The sequence below is a fragment of the Chryseobacterium sp. MHB01 genome (assembly GCF_034651565.1).
Classification (GTDB): Bacteria; Bacteroidota; Bacteroidia; order Flavobacteriales; family Weeksellaceae; genus Chryseobacterium; species Chryseobacterium nepalense.
Window position 1 is genome coordinate 239,403 of record NZ_JAYEDA010000005.1, and the last position, 19,833, is coordinate 259,235.

General features: G+C 35.7%; 15 protein-coding genes and 2 pseudogenes. 4 read left to right on the forward strand and 13 right to left on the reverse strand.

Annotated features, from left to right (window positions below; genetic code table 11):
* Positions 1 to 18: 18 nt before the first annotated feature.
* Positions 19 to 1,293, forward strand: a complete 1,275-nt coding sequence (locus tag U9K52_RS10745) for an aminotransferase class I/II-fold pyridoxal phosphate-dependent enzyme (RefSeq protein ID WP_263603013.1) — start codon at positions 19 to 21, stop codon at positions 1,291 to 1,293.
* Between the two features lie 88 nt (positions 1,294 to 1,381).
* Positions 1,382 to 3,577 (forward strand): annotated as a pseudogene (locus U9K52_RS21300) (B12-binding domain-containing radical SAM protein).
* A gap of 102 nt (positions 3,578 to 3,679) precedes the next feature.
* On the opposite strand, the gene U9K52_RS10760 reads toward U9K52_RS21300, so the two are convergent.
* From U9K52_RS10760 to atpD, 3 genes are all read right to left on the reverse strand, one after another.
* Positions 3,680 to 4,501: a hypothetical protein gene (locus U9K52_RS10760; RefSeq protein WP_263603011.1), complete on the reverse strand. Its 822-nt coding sequence runs from the start codon at positions 4,499 to 4,501 to the stop codon at positions 3,680 to 3,682.
* A gap of 80 nt (positions 4,502 to 4,581) precedes the next feature.
* A complete protein-coding gene (locus tag U9K52_RS10765) occupies positions 4,582 to 4,863 on the reverse strand; it encodes a F0F1 ATP synthase subunit epsilon (protein WP_322926450.1) in 282 nt (93 codons plus the stop codon).
* A gap of 55 nt (positions 4,864 to 4,918) precedes the next feature.
* Positions 4,919 to 6,427, reverse strand: a complete 1,509-nt coding sequence (atpD, locus tag U9K52_RS10770; protein ID WP_169230663.1) for a F0F1 ATP synthase subunit beta — start codon at positions 6,425 to 6,427, stop codon at positions 4,919 to 4,921.
* 216 nt (positions 6,428 to 6,643) lie between these two features.
* Between atpD and U9K52_RS10775 the strand changes: the two genes are divergently transcribed.
* Complete coding sequence (locus tag U9K52_RS10775; RefSeq protein WP_322926453.1) at positions 6,644 to 7,564, forward strand: bifunctional riboflavin kinase/FAD synthetase; 921 nt, start codon at positions 6,644 to 6,646, stop codon at positions 7,562 to 7,564.
* Between the two features lie 37 nt (positions 7,565 to 7,601).
* On the opposite strand, the gene U9K52_RS10780 is transcribed toward U9K52_RS10775, so the two are convergent.
* Both U9K52_RS10780 and U9K52_RS10785 read right to left on the reverse strand, forming a co-directional pair.
* A complete protein-coding gene (locus U9K52_RS10780) occupies positions 7,602 to 11,354 on the reverse strand; it encodes a DUF3857 domain-containing protein (RefSeq protein ID WP_322926454.1) in 3,753 nt (1,250 codons plus the stop codon).
* A gap of 17 nt (positions 11,355 to 11,371) precedes the next feature.
* Entirely contained in the window at positions 11,372 to 11,725 is a 354-nt protein-coding gene (locus U9K52_RS10785; RefSeq protein WP_248393583.1) for an MmcQ/YjbR family DNA-binding protein, read from the reverse strand.
* A gap of 157 nt (positions 11,726 to 11,882) precedes the next feature.
* On the opposite strand from U9K52_RS10785, the gene U9K52_RS10790 reads away from it, so the two are divergent.
* Positions 11,883 to 12,530 carry an NAD(P)H-binding protein gene (locus tag U9K52_RS10790; protein ID WP_322926456.1) on the forward strand — a complete coding sequence of 216 codons (648 nt, stop codon included), beginning with the start codon at positions 11,883 to 11,885 and terminating at the stop codon, positions 12,528 to 12,530.
* Positions 12,531 to 12,620: 90 nt separating this feature from the next.
* On the opposite strand, the gene U9K52_RS10795 is transcribed toward U9K52_RS10790, so the two are convergent.
* The 8 genes and pseudogenes from U9K52_RS10795 to U9K52_RS21305 form a co-directional block, all read right to left on the reverse strand.
* Complete coding sequence (locus U9K52_RS10795) at positions 12,621 to 13,415, reverse strand: tetratricopeptide repeat protein (protein WP_322926457.1); 795 nt, start codon at positions 13,413 to 13,415, stop codon at positions 12,621 to 12,623.
* Between the two features lie 56 nt (positions 13,416 to 13,471).
* Positions 13,472 to 14,050 carry a glutathione peroxidase gene (locus tag U9K52_RS10800; RefSeq protein WP_248393587.1) on the reverse strand — a complete coding sequence of 193 codons (579 nt, stop codon included), beginning with the start codon at positions 14,048 to 14,050 and terminating at the stop codon, positions 13,472 to 13,474.
* Positions 14,051 to 14,070: 20 nt separating this feature from the next.
* Positions 14,071 to 14,733, reverse strand: a complete 663-nt coding sequence (locus U9K52_RS10805; protein WP_248393588.1) for an outer membrane lipoprotein-sorting protein — start codon at positions 14,731 to 14,733, stop codon at positions 14,071 to 14,073.
* A 117-nt stretch (positions 14,734 to 14,850) separates the two neighbouring features.
* A complete protein-coding gene (gene kdsB / locus U9K52_RS10810) occupies positions 14,851 to 15,573 on the reverse strand; it encodes a 3-deoxy-manno-octulosonate cytidylyltransferase (RefSeq protein ID WP_248393589.1) in 723 nt (240 codons plus the stop codon).
* A 21-nt stretch (positions 15,574 to 15,594) separates the two neighbouring features.
* On the reverse strand, positions 15,595 to 16,185 hold the full coding sequence (locus tag U9K52_RS10815) for a hypothetical protein (RefSeq protein ID WP_322926458.1): 591 nt from the start codon (positions 16,183 to 16,185) through the stop codon (positions 15,595 to 15,597).
* Between the two features lie 136 nt (positions 16,186 to 16,321).
* On the reverse strand, positions 16,322 to 17,575 hold the full coding sequence (locus U9K52_RS10820) for a pyridoxal phosphate-dependent aminotransferase (protein WP_322926459.1): 1,254 nt from the start codon (positions 17,573 to 17,575) through the stop codon (positions 16,322 to 16,324).
* A 105-nt stretch (positions 17,576 to 17,680) separates the two neighbouring features.
* Positions 17,681 to 19,396, reverse strand: coding sequence for a phospho-sugar mutase (locus U9K52_RS10825; RefSeq protein ID WP_322926461.1), 1,716 nt, complete (start codon positions 19,394 to 19,396; stop codon positions 17,681 to 17,683).
* A gap of 81 nt (positions 19,397 to 19,477) precedes the next feature.
* Positions 19,478 to 19,824 (reverse strand): annotated as a pseudogene (locus tag U9K52_RS21305) (four helix bundle protein).
* Positions 19,825 to 19,833 lie beyond the last annotated feature (9 nt).

Genomic DNA, 19,833 nt, shown 5'->3' on the forward strand with positions numbered 1-19,833 from the left:
CTTAAAATATTAATAAAAATGTTGGATATTTTTGACAGAATAAAAGAAAATCCAGGACCTCTTGGACAATTTGCAGATTATGGTGAAGGGTATTTTATTTTCCCGAGATTAGAAGGACCTATCGGCCCGAGAATGAGATTTCAGGGAAGAGAAGTTATTTTCTGGAGTGCGAACGACTATCTTGGAATGTGTAACCACCCGGAAGTGTTGGAAGCTGATGCGAAAGCTGCCGCAGAATTCGGAATGTTTTACCCGATGGGTGCAAGAGCAATGTCCGGAGAAACAGAGCAACATCTGCAATTGGAAAAAGAGCTTGCTGATTTTGTACAAAAAGAATCTGCCTATTTATTAAACTTCGGATACCAGGGAATGGTTTCTACCATTGATGCCTTGGTAGGAAGAAATGACGTTATCGTTTATGATGTTGACTCTCATGCATGTATCGTGGATGGTGTCCGTCTTCACGCAGGAAAAAGATTTACTTACAGACACAATGATATTGCAAGTCTTGAAAAAAACCTTGAAAGGGCAACCAAAGTAGCCGAAGAAACCGGAGGCGGTATTCTTGTAATTACTGAAGGGGTTTTCGGGATGAGAGGACAGCAGGGAAAACTGAAAGAAATCTGTGAATTAAAATCAAAATATCAATTCAGGTTATTGGTTGATGATGCACACGGATTCGGAACACTGGGTGAAACCGGGGCCGGGGCTGGTGAAGAGCAGGGATGCCAGGATCAGATCGATGTATACTTCTCTACTTTTGCAAAATCAATGGCCGGGTTCGGGGCTTTTATCGCAGGTGATAAAGAAATTATCAGATACCTGAAGTTCAATTTAAGATCTCAGATCTTTGCTAAGTCTCTAACAATGCCAATGGTAATAGGAGGTTTGAAAAGACTGGAACTGTTAAGAACAAGACCTGAAATCAAAGCGAAGCTTTGGGAAAATACCCACAAGCTTCAAAACGGTTTAAAAGAAAGAGGTTTCAACATTGGTGATACCAACACATGTGTAACTCCGGTAATGATGCAGGGAACTCCGGTTGAAGCAACCCTTTTAGTGAAAGACTTGAGAGAAAACTACGGAATCTTCACATCTGTAGTAGTTTATCCTGTGATACCTAAAGGAATGATTCTACTAAGATTAATTCCTACAGCATCACATACCGATTCTGAAATTAATGAAACACTAGCCGCTTTTGAGGCTATTCACGATAAACTTGTTGGCGGTCATTATAAAGATCAGGAGCAAAAACTGCTTGCCGAACAAGGTTTAAGTTTTAAAGAAATTTAAAAAGTATACATTAAAACCACTGAATGATCAGTGGTTTTTTTTTGAACTAATATATTCTGAAAACCTTAACTTTGCAAAAATTTTACTGTTGAAAGACCTGCTTCTAATCACTCCGCCTTTTACACAACTTAATACACCCTATCCTGCTACCGCTTATATCAAAGGTTTTTTGAACACTAAAAACATTTCATCTTTCCAGGCAGATTTGGGAATTGAGGTTATTTTGGAGTTATTTTCCAAAAACGGAATCAGCAACATTTTCAACAAAGAAATTGAGATCAGCGATATTTCTGAAAATTCACAGCGTATTTTTTCATTACGGGACGATTATACCAAGACCATCGATCAGGTAATTTCTTTCCTGCAGGGCAAAATACCAACGCTGGCAAGACAAATCTGTTCCATGAATTTTCTTCCGGAGGCTTCACGTTTCAACCAACTGGATGATATGGAATTTGCTTTCGGAAATATGGGGCTTCAGGATAAAGCTAAACATTTGGCAACCTTATACTTAGAAGATATTTCAGATTATATTGTAGAGAATATTGATCCCGATTTCGGTTTTAGCAGATATGCGGAACGTTTGGGAAAAAGTGCCAATTCGTTTGATGAACTTTATGCAAAAATTATTGGGAATGAGACATTTATTGACAAAATCACTTTAAAAGTACTCAATGAAAAATTAGCTTCTGCTCAGCCAAAGCTGGTTTGCTTTTCAGTTCCTTTTCCAGGAAATTTATATTCTGCATTCCGATGTGCAAAATTCATTAAAGAAAATTATCCACACATAAAAACAGCAATGGGTGGTGGCTTTCCAAATACTGAATTGCGCGAAGTTAAAGATCAAAGGGTTTTTGAATTTTTTGATTTCATTACTTTGGATGACGGAGAACTACCAATCGAACTGCTTTATGAAAATATTTGTCATTCTGAACAAAGTGAAGAATCTCAGTTCAAAAGAACTTTTTTAATTGAAAATGAAAAAGTTACCTATAAAAATAATTCTTCCAGGCACGATTATAAACAAGCCGACATCGGAACTCCCGATTATTCAGATTTATTGCTGGACCAATATATTTCGGTGATTGAAATTGCCAATCCGATGCACAGTTTATGGAGCGACGGAAGATGAAACAAACTGACAATGGCTCACGGATGCTATTGGGGGAAATGTACTTTCTGCGATATTTCTTTAGATTATATTAAAATCTATGAGCCTGTTTCTGCAAAAATTCTTGTAGACAGAATGGAAGAACTGATTCGTACAACCGGGGAAACAGGATTTCATTTTGTGGATGAAGCAGCACCTCCGGCTTTGATGAGAGAAGTTGCTTTAGAAATTCTGCGGAGAAATCTCGTAGTAACCTGGTGGACTAATATTCGTTTTGAAAAAAGTTTCACCCGGGATTTATGTTTTCTTCTAAAACTTTCCGGATGCGTTGCTGTTTCGGGAGGACTTGAAGTGGCAAGTGATCGTTTGCTGAAATTGATCGATAAAGGAATTTCAGTTGAACAGGTTGCGAAAGTGACCAGAAATTTTACGGAAGCAGGAATCATGATCCATGCTTATCTCATGTATGGTTATCCTACTCAGACCGTTCAGGAAACAGTGGATTCCCTGGAAATGGTTCGCCAGCTTTTTGAAATGGGAATTTTGCAAAGTGGATTCTGGCACCAGTTTGCAATGACTGCCCACTCACCTGTCGGATTAAATCCCGAAGAATTTGGAGTTACCCCAATAAAACAGGAAATTTATTTTGCAAACAATGATGTGGATTTTACAGATCGCACAGGAATCAATCATGGAAAATTTAGTTTGGGTTTAAAAAAATCACTTTTCAATTATATGCACGGAATTAATTTTGAGCTTCCTCTTCAGGAATGGTTTGATTTTAAAATTCCAAGAACAACCGTTCATCCGGATTATATTCATGATGCCTTGCTTGAAAATGATGATTTTACATTTAAAGGAAATTCGAAAATAATTTTTTTAGCCAAAAACGTAATCGCTGAGAATCGAATAAAAACAAAAAAGAAGTACAATTATGCGTACACGAAAATTACAGTACACTTAAAAACCAATATTGTAACTGCTGACTTTGATGAGCTGCATGCTGCATGGCTGATAAAAATATTCAGTGAATACTCAGTTGAAAATATGAAAAAGCCTACACTTCAGCAACTTAAATCTGATTTTGAAGAAAATTTTGAAAATTTTGAATTATTCTGGTTTTCAAAACCGATGCAGCAATTGAAAGAAAATGGAGTAATTTTGAGTCTGTAAATTTTTAATAATATTCTTAAAATAAAAAAAACTCCAGATTATTTCCGAAGTTTTCTATAATTTTTAAAACTATTCAAGCTATATTAATGCAAATTTCTACCATCATTTCTCAATACCATCTCTTTTAACTTCTCCTACAATTACTTTTTCCTGGATTTTGATAAAATTCGGATCCAGAATTGCCATTCTTTCGGCTATGGCTTTATAGGTTGGAAATTTCAGAAGAGATGCACGTCCTGACATTTCCCTGTATAAGGTAAACGTTTTTCCACCAGCTGTTTTAATTTGTTTTGTAGTGGTAATGTATTTTCCGATGTATTTGCTGTTGGCATCATAAATTTCAATATCTACAAAAGTTTTATCAGTAATCGTATCTTCAGATCCAAAGCTTACAGGCAAATTGGTAAAATAACCTACTGGTTTTCCATTACTTAATATTTCACCGACATTATTGACGGTTATATTTAATTTATCAATTTTGCTTCTGGTGGTATATGCATCTTTCGTTTTGCTATCAAGTTTTCTTTTAGGAGCAGTTTTGAAAAGTTCATCTAAATTTTTGATATTGATTCCTCTTTCGTCAATAATCTTCAGGCTTTTTACACAGGTATAAGCAGCAGATTTTTCTTCCCCCGAAAATGCAGATGGTGAAACATAATCCAGCTCAAGTGTTTTATCCTTATTATAAATTCTGTTTAATTTAATATAACTGTCTCTTACAGAGTCTACTATACTTTTATCTACAAATTCCACAGTGTAGATCGGAGTCTCTTTAAGATCCATAAAAGTATAGACATTAGATTTATTAAAAACTTTGGCAACGTGCACACCTTCAAGCGTTACAATTCCTCTTTTGATTTTTACTGTTTGAGCATGAAGCAAAAAACCCAGAATTGTAAACATGATAATTAAACTCTTCTTCATAAAACCAGATTTTACATAACATAAAAAAAGTGTAACCAAAGTTACACTTTCTTGAAAAATATATTTAGCTTTTCATTTAATTATTCACAAAGGATAATTCCTTTATTATGATTAAATTCTACAACACCGCTTTTGATAGGATAAGAAAAAACAGAATCTTTCTCATTTTCTTTGGTAAAATACTTATTATACGCTTCATCAACAGACTTTGTGTACAATTTCACTTTACCACCGATCAAAGAAGAAACAATTCCTGCGTGGTTTTTCATGATGTGGAATTCACCATTCTTTCCAGGCAATAATACCGACTCTACTTCCCCTTCAAAAACTACGTATTCTGGTGTTAAAATTTTTATATTCATTTTAATTGCTTTTGGCTTTTGGCTAATAGCTATGGGCTATCAGCAATTAGCATTATTATGCGTTATCAGCTAACATTTTTTGTCCTGCTTCGATTGCTTCCTCGATGGTTCCTTTCAGGTTGAAAGCAGCTTCCGGCAAGTGATCCAATTCTCCATCGATGATCATGTTAAATCCTTTGATGGTATCTTTAATATCTACTAAAGATCCAGGAATACCTGTAAACTGTTCTGCTACGTGGAAAGGCTGAGACAAGAATCTCTGAACTTTTCTTGCACGGTAAACCACTGATTTGTCCTCTTCAGAAAGTTCTTCCATACCAAGGATGGCGATGATATCCTGAAGTGCTTTGTATCTCTGAAGAATTTCTTTTACTCTCTGAGCACAGTTATAATGCTCTTCACCGATTACTTCTGGAGCAAGGATTCTTGAAGTAGAAGCCAATGGATCTACCGCTGGATAAATACCTAAAGAAGCAATTTTTCTATCTAGTACCGTTGTTGCATCCAAGTGGGCAAATGTAGTTGCCGGAGCCGGGTCAGTTAAGTCATCCGCAGGTACGTAAACCGCTTGTACTGAAGTAATTGAACCATTTTTAGTTGAAGTAATTCTTTCCTGCATCGCACCCATTTCAGAAGCAAGCGTCGGTTGGTAACCTACCGCAGATGGCATACGACCAAGAAGTGCAGATACCTCAGAACCAGCCTGTGTAAAACGGAAGATGTTGTCTACGAAGAAAAGTACGTCTCTACCTTGTCCGCTTTCACCACCGTCTCTATAATATTCAGCTAATGTAAGACCGGAAAGTGCTACTCTCGCTCTTGCACCAGGTGGCTCATTCATCTGTCCGAAAACGAATGCCGCTTTAGATTCTTTCATAGCTTCCAAATCTACTTTAGATAGATCCCAACCTCCGTTTTCCATAGAGTGCATGAAATCTTCACCATACTTGATGATTCCTGATTCCAACATCTCTCTCAAAAGGTCATTTCCTTCTCTCGTTCTTTCACCTACTCCGGCGAAAACAGAAAGACCTCCGTGTCCTTTTGCAATATTATTAATCAACTCCTGGATCAATACGGTTTTACCTACACCAGCACCACCGAACAAACCGATTTTCCCCCCTTTTGCATAAGGCTCGATAAGGTCGATTACTTTAATACCTGTAAATAAAACTTCAGCAGAAGTTGAAAGTTGATCAAATTTTGGAGCTTCTCTGTGGATAGGAAGTCCTCCATCCTTAGAAATATTCTGAAGCCCGTCGATAGCATCACCAACAACGTTGAAAAGTCTTCCGTTTACAGCCTCTCCGATTGGCATTGTAATAGGATTTCCGTATCCGATTACATCCTGCCCTCTTTTAAGACCATCAGTAGCATCCATTGCGATACATCTTACCGTATCTTCTCCAATATGCTGTTCTACCTCTAAAACTACTTTTTCACCGTTATCCTTTGTAATTTCTAACGCGTCATAAATGCTTGGAACTGCTTCCACATCAGTAAAGACAACGTCGATTACCGGACCAATAATTTGAGAAATTTTACCTTTAATTTGGTTTGCCATTGCTAAATTTTTTCTTGGTGCAAATATAATGATTCTTGCTTAACCCGCAATTGGTAAAAAACAGATTTTTATCATACTTTTATTCAATGTAGCAATATACAGTTTACCAATTAAATCGCTGGTGATAGAAAGTGCTGGCTTTATATATTGTTAAATTAATACATTGCTATATTGTTACATTAGTTTGCTTATATTTGCAGTCAAAATTTTTTCATTTTGAAAGTTTTCAGGAATTTTAATGATTATACGTCTCAAAAGCCTTTAGCATTATCTTTAGGGATGTTCGACGGGGTACATCTCGGGCATAAAAGTATAATCGATGAATTAATAAAAGTAGGTACGGAGAATCACCTTGAAACAGCAATACTTACATTCTGGCCTCATCCAAGATTTGTTTTTAATCCGAATGAAGATTTAAAGCTTCTCAATACGCTGGACGAGAAAAAATTTCTTATGGAAAAATATGGTATTGACACTTTATTTTTAAAAGAATTTGATGAAGAATTCAGAAATCTTACCGGCGAGGAATTTGTAAGAAAAATTTTGGTTGATAAACTTAATATTAAGTATCTTATTATTGGTTATGACCATTCTTTCGGTAAAAATAAAAGCGGAAATTTTGAACTGCTTCAGAAACTTTCCAAAGAACTGGATTTTGAAGTTGAGCAGATGGAAGCCATTAATATTCATGAAAATAACATCAGTTCCACCAAAGTTCGAAATGCTCTTTTATCGGGGAATATTATTGAGGCCAACGAAATGCTCGGCTATTCCTACTCTGTCTCCGGAACAGTTGTTCATGGTAAAAAAATAGGGCGCACCATTGGTTATCCAACTGCCAATATCGAAACAGATCAGGTTAAACTTTTGCCGAAAAAAGGTGCTTATATTGTAGAAGTTTTTCTTAAAAATCAGCAATACAAAGGAATGCTGAGTATCGGGACCAATCCTACCGTGAATGGAGAAAAGCTCACTGTTGAAGTGTATATTCTTGATTTTAACGGAGATATTTATGACGAAAAAATTACCGTTGCCTTCAGGGATTTCCTGCACGATGAAATTAAATTTGAAGGTCTTGAAAAACTGATTGAAAAACTGGATGAAGATAAAAAACGAACTGAAAAATTTCATTTTTAAATAAAAAAGCTTACAATTAATTTGTAAGCTTTTGTTTTTATTTATACCCTAAAATCTGATTTTCTGCATTCATGGCCTCTTCTACGAATTTTTTAAATTCGGTATACTGGCCGGCTTTGATATTATCCCAGGGTGTATCAGCAATCCTGGTAATTTTCAGCTTGTTGTTTTTTACCAGCTCATAGTTGATAGAATATTTAAAATTGTTGTACGCCAATGTTTTATTTTCCGGAATTTCAATAAATTTCATAGTATCCGGGATATTCAGATAAACTTCTTCAAAATAATTTTTCTCTTTCTCATATCTTGTGTACACAATATCCGTTTTCCGGTTTTCCGTAGCTACAATTTCTTTTGTGAAAGGCTTTGTTACGAAAGGAATTTTCATAATTTTCAGACTGCCTACAGACTGCGGTTTATCATTTACACTAAACTGAACTTCGTATGCCAAAGGTTTTGAAGTAAGATCTTTTCCTCCCAGAAGTTTGACGGTTTTTACACTAATGACTTTATCCAAAACAGACCCAATTTCCTCTTCTACATTTTTCTTGCGGGAATCATCGGTCTGAGATTCCTGAAAGAAATTGTTGTAATAACTTTTAGATTCTCCTGTTACGTATTGTTTTACGGTAAAATTCTGATCATCTCCGTTTACGTTAACTTCACTGGTGGTTTTAAATATTGACTCTGCGTTATTGGCAGACGGGATTTCTATAAGACCTGCATTTCCCGATGAATTCTTATCCGTATCGATAACCAAACCTTTTGCTTTGTAGTTGCCTTTTACAAGGGAATTAAAAGGAAGAAATTTGTCCGTCATTTCAAGGAAGGTTTCTTTTCCGTCAAGATTTACTTTTACGATACAGTGATTAAAGCTTAAGTTCGGTAAAAGCAAACGCTGTGCGGAATTATCGTTGGTCTGTACCAGCACGAGATTGGATCTAAGTCCGGCCTGGTTTCCAAGAATTACAAACAATGTCGAAAGATCTTTACAGTCGCCCAGCTTTGTACTGAGTGTTTTAGAAGGCTTCTGAGGAATGTAACCGCTCTGGCGGAAATCTACCGAACTATACGTTATATTTTTTTCAATATAATTATAAATTTTTTCTGCTTTCTCTGCATCGTTCATTCCTGAAATTCCTGATGGAAAAATTTCTTTAAATGCTTTTTCCACCACTTTATCCGAGACAAGACTTTTTCTTGTAAGATCTGAGTACCAGGTCGCAATTTCCTGCCATGTTTTGATGGAATTTGCCGTTACGGAAATGGTTGTATCATAAAAGGTCGGTCCGAAATATTCATCAAAATTCACTTCTTCCAGATTATTAAGTTTCCAGGTCTGGTATAATTTCCCATCTGCTTTCTTCTTCGCAGACACTACTTCTTTATTATTGCATTTAACCTGATAATTTAGATTTTCCGGCGTTATAACGGTGAAGACAGATTCTACAACGGGATATTGCGAATTAAAATAAGAGCTTACATTAAAATCTTTATAAAATCTTCCGCTCTTTCTTTCTAAACTTTCTATCTGGATAAGAATGACATCTCCCACGGCAAGATTGGTAAATACAATCTTTTCCGATGATCTTTCTCCCGGAATAATACTTCCGTCCGGCTTTACGATTTCTGCTTTGATGACATCATCATAATAATCGATTCCGTATTCCTTCAGTTCTTCGATTCCGTTCTCGGAAGTAATTTCATAAGCGTATGTGCTTCTTTTCTTAAAGCCTCCTTCATCATAAACATTTACAATATACTCATCCAAGAGTGTTGTAACGCCTTTTTTTCCTTTAGCTGCGTTCTTTCTTCGGTCGCTTACAAGCTTATAAAGATCTTTGATGCCTACTTTATCAATTTCATCTTCTGTATGGTCAAGATCTCTTAAAAGTTTGTGCATCTGCTCATTGTCCGTATTATGAGAAAGAGAAAGTTTGGCAAATTGTACAGCTTCTGTTTTTTTGTTCAGTTTTGCCAGATATTCTGCTTTAGCAGCCAGCAGCGAGTAAGAATATGGGAAATTGGCCAAAGCATCTTCAAGTCCGGTTCCGTATTCAGGGTTCTGAACATTTTCGTCGAGAAGGTTCAGGTACTGGACTCTGAAAGAATTTACGGAAGGATATAATTCCATATATTTTTTAAGAATTTTTTTCTGATCTTCTACGCGGTTTGATTTCTGGTACAAGCTGTAAAGCGTGTTCATAATATCAGGACTGCTCTTCTGTGCATATACATCTTCAAATTTTTTGATGGTAGAACTTTGGTCTTTTTTATCCATATCTTCCAATGTGGTAAAAATACTGAAGAACCTTTCGTTGTTGGCAAAATCTTTTTTAAGATTCGCAATGTGCGACTTGGCTTTTTCCATATCCCTGTTTCGCATTGCGATAACTACATCGAAAAAACCACCTATAGATTTAGCTTTGGTTTTGTTTAAAATATTCCTGTATTTTTCAAGTTCCTGAATAGACATATTCTGGAATTTATCTCCATCCATCATTTTCAGAAGCGGCACGAGAAAATATTCAGAATCGTTAATCTCTATGTTTTTGTATATTTCGTTGACCTTTTCTTTATCCTCAAGGTTGTTGTAATAGGAGGCCAGAAGACTCTGTACTATCGATGATTTGGGATAGCTTTTCATCATCTGGTCAATAATTTCTTTTGCCTGATCGTTCTGGAAATTGTTAAGATAACCTGCGGCCAGTAAATATTTATAGAAAAAACTATCCGGATTCTCAGCGACTTTTCCTTTTAACAGTCTTTCAAACTTCAGGGGAAGTTCTTTTGCCTGTAATTGTGCAAGGGAAGTTTTCTGATATGCTTTATACGTATCAAAATACTTCAGATCAGAGATCTTCTGATAATTGGTATCATACGGCACCACCATAAAGGCAGTTTTAGCATCTTTCACATCAAACTTCAGCAGAAGCCTGTTCATCCCCTTTGGTAATGAAACTTCCACCAGATGTGATCCCAGATTTGTATAGCCATCTGTTGTGCTTGCCAGGATTTCCGTATCATTCAAAAACAACCGGAATTCCGAATTGGTATCTACTTCCAGTAGAATTTTTCTTTCAACCGGATTTTCGATGAAACTTTGGGCATACATGATCCCTCTGCCATATTCCGTTTCATTGATGAAAAATTCAAAACCGTCGTTAGATGGAAATTTTCTGTTGTACCAGCCGACATATCCGAAACTGTTGGCATTGAAGAGCTTGTCGCTTTTGGCAATATTTTCAGGTTCATATTCATTGTAAAGTCCGCTTCCGTTAAGGTTTTCAAATACACCTGCATACTGCCATTGATCAATGCGTTTAATTTTAGACAAAAAATCGTTTGCACTTTTGTAGTTATTCCTGATCCGGTCTAGTGTCGCTTTAAATTCAATAACCGATACATTTTCTCCATATAACGGATGCTGTGCCAAGAAATCAACCTTTTTGTATGAGTTATCATCAAATCCCGAGTTTTCATAATCTGCCAAAAGAAATGTTTTTTTTAATATCGGGTACAAATAAGAATCATCCAGCTTAAAATCGGCAAAATTTTTAATGAATGTTTCGTCAAAAATCATCTGTCCCATTTCTTCATCAATCATTGCATCGAGAAAGAGATTTTCAAAGTCTTTTGTTGTATTATTTTTTAAATTTTTATCATAAAAGTTTCGTGCTTCTACTCTTTTATTGTTTAGCAAAAGTTCCCAGGTTTTAGACTGTTCTTTAGATTGTGCAAATGCACCAACGGACAAAAAGTAGACCGCGGAAATTAGTATTTTCCTCATGTTCGGATTAGTTTTATTTAGGAATTAAGTATTGTATTCTGAATTTTTCTGGTTAAAGATTTAAAAACAAGTTCGTAGGAATGATCAATAAGCTGCAGGATAAGCTCTCTCTTCAGTCCGTTGATCTCAACGGAATTCCAGTGGGTTTTGTTCATGTGATAAGCACCGGTAATCTGCGGATATTGCTCGCGAAGTTCTGTACTCCATTCAGGATCCGTTTTTACGGCGATTTGCAACGGCTGTCTTTCTAAAGACATTAAAAGAAACATTTTTCCGCCAACTTTAAGGACAAGTGTTTCGTTATCAAAAGGAAAACTTTCAGTAACACTCTTTTTAGCATTGCAGTACTCTAAAATTTCGTTAGCATCCATGGTTTATGTGTAATAAGTAATTGGTAATGAGTAATTTTTTATTGACGATTAATGATGATTGATTAATGATCTTATCTAAAGTTTATTTTATCTAATTGTTTATTGTTCCAAATTTAGTAAATTTAAGAAGCAAACAACAATTCACAAAAAGATTATTATGAAAGCTTTAATCATTGGTGCTACGGGCGCTACCGGAAAAGACTTGGTCAACCAGCTGCTTACAGATAAAGATTTTGAGGAAATTACAATTTTCGTGAGAAAACCGGTTGATATTCAAAATGATAAGCTAAAAATACAGGTAGTGAATTTTGATCATCCGGAAGAATGGAAAGATAAAGTAAAAGGTGATGTTGCTTTTTCCTGCCTGGGAACAACCTTAAAAGCAGCCGGAAGCAAAGAAGCACAGAGGAAAGTAGATTTCGAATATCAGTATGAATTTGCCAAAGCTGCCAAAGAAAACAACGTGGAAGATTATATTCTGGTTTCTGCATACGGTGCCAATCCGAAATCCAAAATATTTTATTCCCGAATGAAAGGCGAGCTTGAAGAGGCTGTTAAAAAATTACATTTTGAAAAAATCACCATTTTTAAACCTGGAATGCTGGAACGGAAGGACTCCGACAGAACGGGGGAAGTTCTTGGGAGCAGGATTATCAAATTTGCGAATAAATTAGGACTTTTAGAAAGCCAGAAACCGCTGCCAACAGATATTTTAGCAAAGGCGATGATTAATTCTTCAAAAATAAAAAGCAACGGCTATTCCAGCATAAAACTGGGAAATATTTTCTGTTTTGCCGAGAAGTGATACTTGATAGATATAAAAAAGACAGTGTAACAACGTCCGGATTTGAATGGGTACATTGCTACACTGTATGTATTGATATATTATAATTTTCTAACTGAACTCGGCAGCCAACTTTTTTTTGATGTCCGGAACACCTTCTTTGTTCTTTATTTTATTATACATCTTATTGGCTTTCTTAATCATCTTTTCGTCATTTCTGCTTTTCCCGATTTTTATTAATGAGAGGGAATACAGCGAAAGATATCCTTCATCATTTTTATAAGTACCATAGGCGTCTTCCAGGTACGGAAGCCCAGCTTCATAATCTTCTTTCATGGCATACAGCATTCCATACATATAGACTACATCATCTTTAATCTTCCCTGATCTTTTATATATTTCCTCTGCCTGCTTAAGATTTTCCAGGCCTTTATCGTAATCTCCTATTACAATGGAGGTATTCCCGATTCCATAATAGCCTTCAGGATTATCCGGAAAATATTTTACCATTTCCTCGTACTTCTCACGCGCTTTATCAACTTTTCCGAATCTCATAAACTGTATGGCAAGATTTTGCTTAAATATCGGAGCTTTATTTTGGGCAAGGCTGTCTGCTACATAATATAAAACCAAAGCTTCCTTGTGCAGATTTTGCAGTCTGGCATAATATCCTGCAAGGAAAAAAACATCACAATATTTAGGATCTTCTTTTGCCGTTTTGAATAAAGCCACGGTTGGTAAGAGATAATTTTTGGGGAAATTTAGAGCAGAAATTGCATCTTCAAATATTTTTTTTGAATCTGCTTTTTCCGGTGTGCAATAATTCGTTTTTCCTAAAAAATAAGAATCCTGGGAGAATCCTTTTATGGAAAACATCAGGATAAAAATGATCAATAGTTTTTTCATGGTTTAAAATTAAAAAAGTGGATAAAAATCCACTCAATAACGATATTTTTTGATATTTATTTCAAATACTTGGTAATTGCTTCATCAGTAGGCTTCGTAGTACTTACAAATGAATCAATCAGTTTTCCGTTTTCATCAATTAAGAATTTTGTAAAATTCCAGAGAATCGTAGTATTTTTTACTCCATTTAGATCTTTTTCAGTTAAATATTTAAAGATTGGTGCCGTATCATCACCTTTTACGGAAACTTTTGCAGCCATCGGGAAAGTAACCCCGTAATTTTTCTGGCAGAAAGCACCGATTTCCTTATTGGTTCCCGGTTCCTGCCCTCCGAAATTATTGGCCGGAAATCCTACTACCACCAATTTGTCTTTATATTCCTGCGAAACTTTTTCGAGATCAGCATATTGCGGTGTAAATCCGCACTCTGATGCCGTATTCACGATAAGAATTTTCTTTCCTTTGAAATCTGCAAAGTTGATCTGCTTTCCTTCTTCCAGGGCATCTACCTTGAAATCATATATTGATTTTCCCATAAGTTGATTGGTTTTGGCTTTAGATTCTTCACTTTTTTTCTGAGCACAGCTGTTGAAAAATGCAACTACCGAAAGAAACATTAAAAATAACTTTTTCATAACTCCATTTTATTATTTGATTAAAATTTGAATGTATTGTCCGGAAATACTTTATTGATATCAACTCTGTTGATCAACATTACATAGTCACCGTCTTTTTTTGCACTTGATGATTCTATCCTGAAAGGCAACAACAAATTTCCTACCTTTTTATAATCTGAGTACAATAAAGTTTCATCTTTTTTTACTTCTTTTACAAGCATATAGCTTTTCGCATCAAAGTAGTAGACGTTTACATTAACATTTTTCGTTAATTCAACTTTATGACAGTAAATATTTCCAATTTTTTCCTTTCCTAAATATTTAGCGTCAAAACCTTTGCTTTCCCAGTCGATAAAGTCATTGTCAAAACTTTCGGGGCTGTAATCCGGATATTCCTGAACTTTATTGGTTGCATAGTTCATAGCATATCCTTTTTTTCCATCATACCCTTCAATGGCAGTATCTTTCCCTCCGATGGTGATAACCGTTTTCGTAAGATTGGGACGCTGCTGATAGATTTTGATCGGGTATTCATCTCTCACGCCTAAAATCACTTTTCCCTGAAGTAATATGGAATTTAAAAGTTTCCAATTGGTTAATCCTCCGGATAATTCTATATTTTTATCAATAATATCCTTTGCAGTCTGGGCAACAATTGAATGCGAAAATATCAGGACGAATACTAAGAGTAACTTTTTCATTAATTTCATTTTATCACGCCAAATATAAGGCTTTTTTAATTTGAAAATTTGAAAATGCAGCAGTATGAAAATACAAAAACTGACATCATATTTCAAATTATCTATTTAAAAAAATTCTCAAATTAACTTTCTTGCTTTTTCAAGATCTTCAGGTGTATCAATTCCTACTCCTACAAAATTGGTCTCTATCATCTTGATCTTCATGCCATATTCAAGATAACGGATGCATTCTATTTTTTCCGAAATTTCCAGGGGCTTCATTTCCAGTTTTGAAAACTGAATCAAAGCATGCTTTCTGAAAGCGTAAACGCCAATGTGCTTAAAATACTCAACATGATAGGAAGTTTCGCGGTGAAAAGGAATCACAGAGCGGCTGAAATACAGCGCAAAACCGTTGTTATCAGTAATTACTTTTACATTATTCGGATTTTCAATTTCTTCTTTTTCATGAAGCTTTATTTTTAGGGAAGCTAAAGAAATTTCCTGATTTTCGTCGTGATGAAAGACTTCGATGAGCTGTTGTAAAGGTTCAAGTTTTAAAAATGGTTCATCTCCCTGAACATTGATCACGATATCGCAGTCAATATTTTGTACCGCTTCTGCAATCCGGTCGCTTCCTGTTTCATGCTGCCCGGTCATCACTGCTTTTCCGCCGTTATTAGAAATTTCATTAAAAATAATTTCGGAATCCGTTGCCACAAAAACTTCATCAAATAAACCCGTTTCCACCACATTCTGATAAGTTGTTGTGATAACGGTTTTTTCTCCTAACATCTGCATCAGTTTTGCCGGAAAACGGCTTGCTTCATAACGTGCGGGGATAACTGCGATGATTTTCATTTTATATTTTTTGATGTAAATTTAATTTAAATAATTAACCAGAAAAATGATTCCGTAAATCCAGGATAGATATAAAAAAGAGTAAAATAACCCAAAACCTAAACTTTTCGCTAAATTTCCTCTACAGTATTTTGAGTTTTTAAATACCAATCGTAAAGCACGGAAAAAAATCCAGTACAGCATGGTTGCAAATAATAAAATCATTACCCAAAAGAAAACACCTAAAAAATAAAGCAGGAAAGTAAAAAGAACTGCTATTACGAACCACAAAATAATTGAAAGGATAATACTTCCGATACCATCACCAACAGTGGGCGGATCAAAATTAAAACTATCAAGTAAAGGCATTTTGTCTGCAGCCTTCTTTACTCGTTCTCTGTTTAATATATTTCCAACATTTTCCTTTAATTTAAGCCCATAATATAAACCTAAACTGATAAAAAGGAAAAATGCAACTCCCAAAATTGAAGTTGAAAAAACAAAATTCTGTAATAAAGTCCTTTGATAAGATAATCCCGACAACCAGATACTTAAAACAACTACAACAATAACTGTCAAAGTACATAAACTCAACAGTTTGGTTTCAAGAAAGTTCTTTGAAGGAATTTTCATTTTTTATGCATAGAAATATTACATTTAAAAAACACTTCGACTCCGCTCAGCGTGACATCTCTAAAAAAAAGCTGCCAATACTGCATAGTTAGTCTTAGAGTTGTCATGCCGGGCTTATCGAAGCATATATTTTAAACTATTTCAAATCGCTCAAAGCTTTTTCCAGTTTCGGCATCATGACTTCAATTTCGTCGATAGCCAAACCTCCTACAGAAGCTCTGAACCAAGGCTCAGACTTATCTTCTCCGAAAGCAGAGAAAGGAACCAGCGCAACTCCTGCTTCATTAATAAGATAGAAAACAAGATCAGAAGAGTTTTTAATCACTGTTCCGTCCGGTTTTGTTTTTCCGATGTAATCTAATTTAATGGTAAGATAAAGCGCGCCCATCGGCTCGATGCTGTCAACAGTTAATCCTTTACCTTTCAGATCCTGGATTCCTGCATGCAGAACTTTCAGACTAGCTTCTAACTTTCCTTTAAAATCTTCAACAAAAGCATTTACATCATCAGGGTTTTCATAATATTTTGCGGTAGCTTCCTGTTCAGGTTTTGGCGCCCAAGCTCCTACATGTGTAAGAAGCGCTTTCATTTTATCCATGATATGAGCTGGCCCGAATCCCCATCCTACACGAACGCCCGTAGCGGCAAGACATTTTGAAATACCGTCGATGTACACTGTATATTCTTTCATTTCCGGGAAAAGAGAAACCGGATCTACGTGCTCTGCACCGAAAGTAAGGTTAGAGTAGATCTGATCATACATTAAGTATAATGGTTTTTCATCATCCCCTCTTTTTTTGTTTTCCGCTAAGACTAATTCGCAGATTTCTGAAAGCTGATCTTTAGTAAACATCGTTCCCGTAGGATTCAGTGGTGAACAGAGAGCCAGCAGAACGGCACCTTCAAGATGCGGCCTTAAATCGTCTGCCGTAGGAAGAAAATTATTTTCAGGAGTTGTTTTTACTTCTATTGCATCAGCTGAAGTAAGGTATGCATAATGATTATTGTTCCAAGAAGGAATTGGGTAAACTACTTTGTCTCCTTCGTCTACGATAGTTTTGTATACAGCATAGATCAAAGGTCTTGAACCAGCTGTGATCAGAATATCGTTTGGAGAATAATCCAGGTTCCATCTTGTTTTTAAATCTTTTGAAACTTCTTTTCTTAAAGATAAAAGTCCGTTAGCAGGCGGATAATTTGTCAGATTATTCTGATACGCTTTCTGAATTTCCTCCTTTAATTTGGCAGGAATGGGATAAATATTAGAATTAAGGTCACCAATCGTCAGGTTGGCAATCTCCGCTCCTTTTGCCTTTAAATCGTTTACTTCATTACCAATTTTTACAATTTCAGAACCGATCAGGTTCGCCGCTAATTTTGAAACTTTCACTTTATTTAATTTAAATTTATTTAATATAATAATTAAACAATATACTCCTGTAACAGTGTAACCATGTTGTAATTGGTAAACTGCTAGATTGATACATTGCTATATTTAATTGAGTTGTAAATCTCTTTTTACCTCCTGAATTTTAGCTTCCAGAGATTTTAATTTATCCCTGAAATCCGCTTCAGAAGCAATATCATCTTTTACCGATATGTAAAACTTGATCTTAGGTTCCGTTCCGGAAGGTCTTACACAAACTTTAGTCCCGTCCTGAGTGTAATAAATCAATACATTCGACTTTGGAATGTCGTCCATTACTTTTTTCTCATTCTTTGAAACGATGAAATTCGTTTGTTCTTTAAAGTCTTTTACTTCTTCTACCGGCGATCCTGCTAATGATTTTGGCGGGTTTTCACGGAAGTTCTTCATCATATTCTGAATTTCTTCTGCTCCGTCTCTTCCTTTTCTTACAAGATTTACCAAACCTTCATAATACATTCCGGTTTCCTGATAAATTTCAATAAGATATTGATACATCGTTCTTCCGTTCGCTTTACACCATGCTGCGATTTCGCAAGCTAAAACAATACTTCCGCAAGAATCTTTATCACGCACAAAATCTCCTGTCATAAATCCGAAGCTTTCTTCTCCGCCGCAAATGAATTTTTCCTGGCCTTCAAAATCACGGATCATTTTTCCGATCCATTTGAATCCGGTTAAACCAACTTTACAGTCAACCCCGAATTTCTGTGCAATATCAAAGAAAATATCAGAGGTTACAATAGTAGACCCGATGAATTCTTTCCCGGTAATTCTTTCCTGCTTTCTCCATTCATTTAAAATATAATAAGTCAGGATGGTATTGGTTTGATTTCCGTTCAAAAGCTCGATTTCTCCATCAAGGTTTCTTACGGCAATTCCCAATCGGTCGCCATCCGGATCTGTTCCGATTACGATATCAGCATTGGTAATTTTAGCAAGATCCATTGCCATTTCCAGCGCTGCCGGTTCTTCAGGATTGGGAGAATCTACCGTTGGGAAATTTCCGCTTGGGATCATCTGTTCTTTTACCAGGTCAATCTTTTTGAAACCTGCTCTTTCTAAAGCCTTAGGAACAGTGGTATACGTTGTCCCGTGAATGGATGTGAAAACAATATTCAGGTTTTCTTTTCCCACATTCTGATATGTAGAATTTTTGATGCATGCATCAATGTAGACATCATCCTGCTCCTCTCCGATCCATTCGATTAAATCATCATTTCCGTTGAATTTGATTTCTTCAAATTTTACGGAATATACTTCGTTAATAATCGCTTCGTCATGTGGCGGAACAATTTGCGCACCGTCATTCCAATATACTTTGTAGCCATTGTACTCCGGCGGATTATGAGATGCCGTTAAAACAATTCCTCCGTGGCATTTCCTGTCTCTTACCGTAAAGGAAAGCTCCGGGGTTGGCCTGTGATTTTTGAATAATAATACTTTAATTCCGTTTGCCGTCAAGACATCAGCTACTAATTTTCCAAATTCCCTGGAGTTATTTCTTACATCATAAGCAATGGCAACTTTAATTTCTTCACCTTGAAACTGCTTTAACATATAATTCGCAAGTCCCTGTGTAGCTTGACCTAAGGTATATTTATTTAAACGATTGGTTCCAACACCCATAACTCCTCTCATTCCACCTGTTCCGAATTCTAACTCTCTGTAAAAAGAATCTTCCAGGTCCGGCGAATTACCCTCAATTAATAATTGTACGGCACTTCTTGTTTCTTCATCAAATGACTCGTGTAACCAAAGTCTTGCTTTTTCTAATGTTGTCATATTTGTATTTCGTGTATTTTTGGGCCGGAAGTTTGAAGATGGAAGCAAGGAAGTCTCCAGCTTCAAACTTCCAGCTAATTATTATTCTTTTATCCTATTTTTAAATGCTATAATCTGGTTCATTATATTATAGCTTTCATTATATAATTTATTAAAATCATCTTCTGAGATATATTTCCTATTTTTCGCTTTATATAAGCAGGTTACCACTTCAGCTAAAGAGCGGATAGAGTATCCTAAAAACTTTCTAAACTCTAATCTTGACTGTAAAATACTTCCTTCAGAAATATTAAGAGCAATAGAATCAGAAGCCCTTCTAATTTGTGATGTTAAACATCTTTTGGGAAATTTTGAGATAATTTAAAAATATATTCCCCAAAATTCATAGATTTCTGCCAAATAGTTAGTTTCTCAAATTTAAAACTCATCAGCTATTA